This window comes from Rhodococcus sp. P3_B8 (assembly GCF_056402775.1).
On sequence record NZ_JBFUGT010000289.1, the window covers coordinates 1 to 8,177 of the forward strand.

The 8,177-nt window shown below is 67.8% G+C and carries 6 protein-coding genes and 1 pseudogene; 1 reads left to right on the forward strand and 6 read right to left on the reverse strand.

Annotated features, from left to right (window positions below):
• On the reverse strand, positions 1-345 hold a 345-nt coding region (locus AC1D1G_RS37585; protein ID WP_477956115.1), incomplete at its 3' end, for an NUDIX hydrolase.
• Positions 346-411: 66 nt separating this feature from the next.
• The gene (locus AC1D1G_RS37590; RefSeq protein WP_477956116.1) at positions 412-1,236 is read right to left on the reverse strand and encodes an ABC transporter ATP-binding protein; all 825 of its coding nucleotides are present in this window, start codon (positions 1,234-1,236) and stop codon (positions 412-414) included.
• An 83-nt stretch (positions 1,237-1,319) separates the two neighbouring features.
• Here AC1D1G_RS37590 and glgX point away from each other — a divergent pair.
• Positions 1,320-3,284: pseudogene (gene glgX / locus AC1D1G_RS37595) on the forward strand (glycogen debranching protein GlgX); the annotation flags it as partial.
• A gap of 17 nt (positions 3,285-3,301) precedes the next feature.
• Here glgX and yczE read toward each other — a convergent pair.
• The 4 genes from yczE to ctaD form a co-directional block, all read right to left on the reverse strand.
• Positions 3,302-4,003, reverse strand: a complete 702-nt coding sequence (gene yczE / locus AC1D1G_RS37600) for a membrane protein YczE (RefSeq protein ID WP_283354675.1) — start codon at positions 4,001-4,003, stop codon at positions 3,302-3,304.
• A 76-nt stretch (positions 4,004-4,079) separates the two neighbouring features.
• Positions 4,080-4,859 carry an aminoacyl-tRNA hydrolase gene (locus tag AC1D1G_RS37605; RefSeq protein ID WP_280781701.1) on the reverse strand — a complete coding sequence of 260 codons (780 nt, stop codon included), beginning with the start codon at positions 4,857-4,859 and terminating at the stop codon, positions 4,080-4,082.
• Positions 4,856-6,076, reverse strand: a complete 1,221-nt coding sequence (gene serB, locus AC1D1G_RS37610) for a phosphoserine phosphatase SerB (RefSeq protein ID WP_105413087.1) — start codon at positions 6,074-6,076, stop codon at positions 4,856-4,858. The genes AC1D1G_RS37605 and serB overlap by 4 nt, the downstream gene beginning before the upstream one ends.
• A 104-nt stretch (positions 6,077-6,180) precedes the next feature.
• Positions 6,181-7,971 carry an aa3-type cytochrome oxidase subunit I gene (gene ctaD, locus AC1D1G_RS37615; RefSeq protein ID WP_011598346.1) on the reverse strand — a complete coding sequence of 597 codons (1,791 nt, stop codon included), beginning with the start codon at positions 7,969-7,971 and terminating at the stop codon, positions 6,181-6,183.
• Between the last annotated feature and the right edge of the window lie 206 nt (positions 7,972-8,177).

Here is an 8,177-nt window from a genome sequence, read left to right on the forward strand (position 1 = left end):
GTGTCCCGCGAGGAGCACGCCGCATTCCTCGAACGTCTCGCGCACCGCCGCGCACACGAGTGCCTTCGCGCGCGCGGCGTCGGTGGAGAACCGCTCGGCCCACCAGTCGACGGACGGTCCCGCCCAGTCGACCTCGGCGTCCGCGTCCGACGGGTCGACGCCGCCGCCGGGGAACACCGTCATGCCGCCGGCGAACGCCATCCCCTTCACCCGGCGGAGGAGGAACACCTCGATTCCGGGCGACGCGGCGTCTGCCGCGGCGTCACGGATGAGGATGACCGTGGACGCGTCCTTGGGTGCCACGTCGGTACTGTCGCGGGGCGCCTGCTCTTGCTTCGAGACCATGTCTCGGAACCTACGCCGCCGGGTGACGGGGGTCGCAGTCGGTCCCCCGGGTGTGACGGCCGGTCCTCAGCCCCGCCGGTGCGCGCCGGGGACGCGGGTCCGCCGCGCGAAGAACCGGCCGTCGACCTTGTCCAGTCTGATGGACTGGCTGAACGCCTCGCTGAGGTTCTCTGCCGTGATGACCTGATCGAGGAGCCCCTGCGAGACCGCCTCCCCCTCCTTGAGGAGCAGTGCATGAGTGAATCCCGGCGGGATCTCCTCGACGTGGTGGGTGATGAGGACCGTCGCGGGGGCATCGGGGTCGGCGGCGAGGTCGGTGAGGCGCGCGACGAGTTCCTCGCGTCCACCGAGGTCGAGACCGGCGGCGGGCTCGTCGAGCAGCAGCAGTTCCGGGTCGGTCATCAGCGCACGGGCGATGAGAACGCGTTTGCGCTCACCCTCGGACAGGGTGCCGTACGTGCGCTTGGCGAGGTGCTCGGCGCCGAGGCTCTCGAGCATCTCGACGGCACGGTCGGTGTCCATGTCGTCGTAGCGCTCACGCCAGCGCCCGAGCACCGCGTAGCCGGCGGAGACGACGAGATCGGTCACGACCTCCTCGGACGGCACCCGGTTGGCGAGCGCCGAGGAGGACAGTCCGATTCGCGGTCGCAGTTCGTTGATGTCGACGCGGCCGAGCCTTTCACCCAGAAGGTAGGCGCTTCCGCTCGTGGGATGCAGTTCGGCGGCCGCGATCCGGAGCAACGACGTCTTGCCTGCCCCGTTCGGTCCGAGGACGACCCATCGTTCGTCGAGTTCCACCTTCCAGGTGACCGGGCCCACCAGAGTGTTGCCCCCGCGGCGGAGGAGAACGTCGTCGAATTCGATGAGGAGATCAGGATCAGGTTCATGCACGCACCCATCTTCCCGCACATCTTCCGGGCATTCACGGCAGGATCAGTTGCGTGTCGCCTCACATCGATTCGCACCCCGGCGAGATGTCGTCGCTCCCGCCGAGTCTGCGGCTGCCCGGATCACCGTTTCCCCTGGGAGCGAAAGTGCGTGGCACCGGAACGCAGTTCGCGGTTCACGCCCCCGACGCCGAACTGGTACAGGTGTGCCTGATTTCCGAGGACGGCGACGAGACGCGGATCGATCTGGTCCAGCGAACGTACGGCATCTGGCACGGCATCGTCGAGGGGGTCGGTGCGGGACAACGCTACGGCTACCGCGCGCACGGACGCTGGGACCCCGCACGCGGCGTGCGCCTCAACCCCGCCAAGCTGCTTCTGGATCCGTGGGCGACCCGCATCACGGGCAGACTCGGCGACCACGACGCACTCGTCTCCCACGACGGCGACCCGTTCGGCGGCCCGTCGCGCGTCGACAGCCTGGGCCACACACCGCTGTCGGTGGTCACGGCCGACCACGCCCGCACGAGCGGACCGCGGATCGAAAGGCCGTGGGAGGAAACCGTTGTCTACGAACTTCACGTGGGATCGTTCACCGCACGGCACCCCGACGTGCCACCGCAGTACCGCGGAACGTATCTGGGTCTCGCCGAACCCGCCGTCGTCGGCCATCTCGTCCGCCTCGGCGTGACCGCGGTCGAACTGCTTCCCGTCCAGGCGTACGTCTCCGAGGCCACCGTGCGCGCGCGGGGCATGCGCAACCACTGGGGATACTCCACCGCGGCGTTCTTCGCCCCCCACCCGGGCTATGCGGTGGTGCCGGGTGAGGAGATCACCGAGTTCCACACGATGGTCGACGCGCTGCACGCCGCGGGGATCGAGGTCATCCTCGACGTGGTGTACAACCACACCTGCGAGCAGGGCGTCGACGGCATCAGCCTCAGCTGGCGCGGCCTCGACGCCCCCGGCTACTACCTCCTCGACTCCGACGGCCGCGACATCGATATCACCGGTTGCGGGAACACCGTCGATGCACAGTCGCCCATCGTCGTCCGGATGATCGGCGACAGCCTGCGCTACTGGGCGCACGAGATGGGGGTCGACGGATTCCGGTTCGACCTCGCGTCCGCTCTCGGCCGTCCCGGCGGCGGCCGATTCGATTCCCGCGCTTCGATCTTCTCCGCGATCACGGCGGATCCCGTTCTCTCCCGGTGCAAACTGATCGCCGAACCGTGGGATGCCACGTCGGACGGATACCGGGTCGGGCACTTCGGCGTCCAGTGGTCGGAATGGAACGACAAGTACCGCAATACCGTTCGACGGTTCTGGAACGGCGGCACCGGCGTGCGCGACCTCGCCTCCCGGGTGGCCGGTTCCGAGGACGTGTTCGGAAACCGGCGGCCGTGGGCGTCCGTCAATTTCGTGACCGCGCATGACGGGTTCACCGCCGCGGACCTCGTGTCGTACGTCCGCAAGCACAACGAGGCCAACGGCGAGGACAACCGGGACGGCGCCGATCACAACGACTCCGTCGACCACGGCGTCGAAGGCCCCACCGACGATCCGTCGATCATCGAGACGCGGTCCCGCCACGTCCGTGCGCTCCTGGCCACGCTCGCGCTGTCGACCGGCACGCCGATGTTCACGGCCGGCGACGAATTCGGTCACACCCTCGGCGGCAACAACAACGCGTACTGCGTCCCCGAGGACACCCCGCGTGAAGACTCCTGGCCGCTCGACTGGAGCACCGGGGACACGACCCTCACCGCGTTCGTCACCCGCGCCCTCGACCTGCGACGCGCCTCCCCCGCCCTGCGCCAGCCGGAATTCTTCGAGGGCAGGCGCACACCCACCGGCCATCCCGACCTCGTGTGGTTCGGCGCCGACGGCGCGGAGATGGACGACCCCGCGTGGTACGACGACTCCAGGCGCACCCTCCAGGCGTGGATCGACGGATCCGACATCCGCTCCCACACCGAAGACGGGCACCAGCTCACCGACGACAGTTGGCTTCTCGTCTTCCACTCGGGCGGACCCGCCGTGATCACGCTGGGCTGCCCCGAATGGTTCTACGGGACGGTGCTCGCCGAATTCGACTCGACATCGCCCGACGGCGCACCCGCGCCGGGCGGCCCGATCTCGGGAGACTCCACGATCGCACTGTCCGGTCCGACGCTGCTCGTCTTCCGTGCGGTCGGGTAGATGCCGCCGAAGCGCATCATCAGCTGGATGAGCGGGCCGATTCCCAGCGCGTAGACGACGGTGCCCACCCCGACGGTGCCGCCGAGCAACCAGCCGGTGGCCAGCACGGTCACCTCGATCGACGTGCGGATCACCCGCACCGACAGCCCGGTCCGCGCGACCAGACCGGTCATGAGACCGTCCCTCGGTCCGGGACCCATCCCCGCACCGATGTACAGCACGGTGGCGAGCGCGTTGAGGACCACGCCGCCGAGCATCACCACGATGCGCACGACAAGGGAGTCGGCGGGTTCGAGGAACGCGAGCGACGTGTCCACCGAGACGGCGATGACCACGACGTTGGCGATCGTGCCGAATCCCGGTTTCTGACGGATCGGGATCCACAGTGCGAGCACCACGACACCGGTCAGCGCGGTCACCGCACCGAAACTGAGTGGTGTGCGATCCGCGACCCCCTGATGGAACACATCCCAGGGGTCGAGGCCGAGGCCGGTGGTGATCATCATGGCCATCGAGAAGCCGTACAGCCACAGTCCGGCGAGCAATGCGATCAGGCGTCGAGCGAGCATGACCGTCAGTGTTCCGGGAAATCCTGCCGCATCCCAYAGCCACGACACAGGCACTGGACCGACGATGCGTCGACGCTCAGGGGCAGGCGATCACGGTCATCGATCCGGGAGCCACCTCGGTGAAACCGGCGTCCCGCACCGCGACCGCCCTGCCCCGCACCACCTCGATGGTCAGGTCTTCCCACAGTCCGACGTCGGCATCCCGCACGGCGCAGCGGTAGCCGGTGGCCGCCCACGCGCGTGCCTGCTCGGTGGTCATTGCACCGGCGAGCAGCATCGACGCGTGACCCACCTGCGCCGCGGCCTTCCCCACCGTCATGTCCAGGGCGGAGTTGATCCACAGCACCGGAATCCCGTCCGGGATCTCCCCGGGGTCGTCGTGGTCGAGATCGGTGCCGCCGATCTGCAACTTCCGGATGCGGGGGTCGAGTGCGCCGACGGCGACGGGCACGAGTGCGCGCGCCTGGGCACCGTCGACGTCGACGGTGATTCCGTCGACCTCCTGCGCCGCACGCCACCCCGCTCCCCGCGCACGCCGCGACACCTTGCGGATCCGGGACCCGATCCAGGCGAGGTAATCCTCCTGCCACGGTCCGGGCGCGCCGGTCTCGTCGGGGCCGACGCGAGAGTCGAGGCACAACGCCACCGCCGCGGTCGCGGCAGCTTCGAGCAGGGCGCTACGCGGCGGGGGGTCGGCCTTGGGAATGTGCAGCACGATCGGCATGGCGAGAACCTGCGCCGGGTCGTCCGGATCCGGCCGGCCGCCGTATCCGGCCGCGAGGACGGCGTGACGCGCCGCCCACAGGGCGTCGTCACCGGTCTCCCCGGCAACCGCGTCGCGGCACGATTCCGTCACGACAGCGGGACTCGTCGCACCACGCCGTCCACCGCGTCGGCGGCCTCGACCTCGTCGCGGGTAACCCCGAGAATGAACAACACGGCGTCGAGGAAGGGGTGCGACAAAGCGGTGTCCGCGACCTCCCGCAGAGCGGGCTTGGCGTTGAACGCGATTCCCAGCCCTGCCGCGTTGAGCATGTCGATGTCGTTGGCGCCGTCGCCGACCGCCACCGTCTGTTCCATCGGGACGCCGACCTGTCCGGCGAACTTCCGCAGCGCTGTCGCCTTCGCGGCGCGGTCCACGATGTCGCCGATCACCCGGCCGGTGAGCTTGCCGTCCACGATCTCGAGCGTGTTGGCCTGCACGAAGTCCAGTTCCAGTTCGTGGGCCAGGCCCTCGATGACCTGCCGGAAACCTCCTGACACCACGCCGCAGTGGAAGCCGAGCCTGCGGAGCGTCCGGATGGTGGTGCGGGCGCCCGGTGTCAGTTCCAAGTTTTCCGCGACGTCGTCGATCACGGAGGCGTCGAGGCCGGCGAGGGTCGCGACCCGCTGATGCAGGGATTCGGTGAAGTCAATTTCGCCGCGCATCGCCGATTCGGTGACGGCGCGCACCTCGTCCTCGACGCCCGCGCGGGCGGCGAGCATCTCGATGACCTCGCCCTGGACGAGGGTCGAGTCGACGTCGAACACGATGAGCCGTTTGGCGCGACGAGCCAGTCCCCCGCGCTCGACGGCGATGTCGACGTTCTCGCGCACGGCCACTTCAGCCAGCACGGTGCGCAGACTCTTGTCCGCCTCCGCGGTTCCGGGAGCACTCACGAGCAGTTCGAGGCCCGTCACCGGGTAGTCGGCGACGCCGCGGATCGAGTCGATGTTGACCCCGAGGGTCGCCATCTCCCGCGCCACCGAACGCAGTGCGCGAGCCGACACCGGACTACCGAGCACGACCACGGCGTGGGTGGACAGCGACTGCCTGCCGGGATCGGCACCGATCTCGACGTCCACCGACATCCCGACGGTGGCCATCGCCTCTTCGAGTTCCTCCTGCAGCGCTTCCCCGTTCTCGGGGCAGGCCACCAGGACACCGAGGGTCAGTCGCCCACGAATCACCACCTGCTCCACGTCGAGAAGGCTCACGTCGTGGCGGGAGAGCGACCCGAAGAGCACCGAGGTGACGCCGGGTCGGTCGGGGCCCGTCACGGTCACCAGGACAGTGGTGTCAGCTGCACCCACCGATGTACTCCGATCATGTTGCTCGCGCGGCTTGTCCGGCACCCATTGTGCCAACTGAAAGGCCCCGCCCGGTGTGGGGGCGGGGCCTTTCCGAAACTGATGTGTCAGCGGCCGGTGTCGGTTCCGGGGTCGCCTTCGTCGCCGACGGTCAGCGGCTCGTGGCGTTCCTTCTCGAGCACGGTGCTGGCGTGCTTGCCACCGTGGCCCGGTCCGACGTGCGCCTCGGCCTTCATCCGCTCGACCATGTGCGGGTAGTGCAGCTCGAACGCGGGACGCTCGGAGCGGATGCGCGGCAGTTCGGTGAAGTTGTGCCGCGGCGGCGGGCAGCTGGTGGCCCACTCGAGGGAGTTGCCGTAACCCCACGGGTCGTCGACGGTCACGACCTCGCCGTACCGGTAGCTCTTGAAGACGTTCCAGATGAACGGCAGCGTCGAGGCACCCAGGACGAACGCGAAGATCGTCGAGAAGGTGTTCAGGAACGTGAAGCCGTCCGAGGGCAGGTAGTCGGCGTAGCGACGCGGCATACCTTCGTTACCCAGCCAGTGCTGGACGAGGAACGTGCCGTGGAAGCCGATGAACGTGGTCCAGAAGTGCCACTTGCCGAGACGCTCGTCCATCATGCGTCCGGTCATCTTCGGGAACCAGAAGTAGATGCCGGCGTACGTGGCGAACACGACGGTGCCGAAGACCACGTAGTGGAAGTGGGCGACCACGAAGTAGGTGTCCGTGACGTGGAAGTCGAGCGGCGGGCTCGCGAGGATGACGCCGGACAGACCACCGAAGAGGAACGTGATCAGGAAGCCGATGGAGAACAGCATCGGCGACTCGAACGTCAACTGCCCCTTCCACATGGTTCCGATCCAGTTGAAGATCTTCACACCCGTAGGAACGGCGATCAGGAACGTCATGAACGAGAAGTACGGGAGCAGCACGGCGCCGGTGGCGTACATGTGGTGCGCCCACACCGCGATGGAGAGCGCGGCGATCGCCAGGGTCGCGTAGACCAGGCCGCTGTAACCGAACACGGGCTTACGGCTGAAGACCGGGAAGATCTCCGAGACGATGCCGAAGAACGGCAGCGCGATGATGTACACCTCGGGGTGACCGAAGAACCAGAACAGGTGCTGCCACAGCAGTACACCGCCGGTGGCCGGGTCGAAGATGTGACCACCGAGGTGACGGTCCACGAACAGGCCCATGAACGCAGCGGTCAGCAGCGGGAACGCCAGCAGAATCAGAATGCTGGTGATGAAGATGTTCCACGTGAAGATCGGCATGCGGAACATGGTCATGCCGGGGGCACGCAGGCAGATGACGGTGGTGATCATGTTGACACCACCGAGGATGGTGCCGAGGCCGGCGACCGCGAGGCCCATGACCCAGAGGTCGGCGCCGACGCCCGGGGAGTGCAGCGCACTCGTCAGGGGCGTGTAGGCGGTCCAGCCGAAGTCCGCGGCACCGCCGGGGGTGATGAAGCCGGCGGTCGTGATGATCGCGCCGAACACGTACAGCCAGTAGCTGAACGCGTTGAGTCGCGGGAACGCCACGTCGGGGGCACCGATCTGCAGCGGCAGGATGTAGTTGGCGAACCCGAACACGATCGGCGTCGCGTACAGCAGCAGCATGATCGTGCCGTGCATCGTGAACAGCTGGTTGAACTGCTCGTTCGACAAGAACTGCATACCGGGCACAGCGAGCTCGGCGCGCATCATCAGGGCCATGAGACCACCGATGAGGAAGAACGCGATCGAGGTCGTCAAGTACATGATTCCGAGCACCTTGGGGTCGGTGGTCGTAATCATTTTGAAGATGAACGAGCCCTTGGGTCCCTGCCGCGGCGGGTAAGGCCTGGCTGCAGCTATCGCGGGGACTGGCTGGGGCGCTACGGCAGTCACTGATCCTCCTGAATGCGCGTCCGTCCCCGGGCTGCGAGGCGAACGGTCTCTGGCTTGCGCTCATCGAATCGTAGACCGTGCCCTGAGCGGCCTCCGACTGGGTCCTACCCACTGTCGTACTTACCCGGACTCAGAGCAAATTGTGGCGGATGCGACCTGCGGTTTGTCGCGCCGGGGAGTGCTGACTGTCACGCGGTCCGGCGTGG